Source organism: Pseudoalteromonas sp. S3178 (assembly GCF_005886985.1).
Classification (GTDB): domain Bacteria; phylum Pseudomonadota; class Gammaproteobacteria; order Enterobacterales; family Alteromonadaceae; genus Pseudoalteromonas; species Pseudoalteromonas carrageenovora.
In genome coordinates this window covers 1-220 of sequence record NZ_PNCW01000498.1, presented here as the reverse complement: position 1 = coordinate 220, position 220 = coordinate 1, and the positions used below count along the sequence as shown (strand labels likewise).

General features: G+C 38.2%; 1 pseudogene. It reads left to right on the top strand.

Annotation, left to right across the window (positions count from 1 at the left end):
- Positions 1-220, top strand: a pseudogene (locus tag CWC11_RS21915) (phosphoglyceromutase); the annotation flags it as partial.

The window sequence follows — 220 nt, the reverse complement described above, 5'->3', positions numbered from 1 at the left end:
AAAGCAAGGCGTTATTATTGGCGATAGGGCTAAAGGCTCAACTATGTCGGTGAGTAATCCGTGGTATTTTTCATACCCTGGTTATAACGAAATTCTTACCGGCGAAGTGGATGAAAACATTAACAGTAACGATAAAGTATTTAATCCAAATAAAACTATTTTAGAGCGTTTAAACGCCCAGCCTGAATTTAAAAACAGCACCGCGTTATTTGGTAGTTGG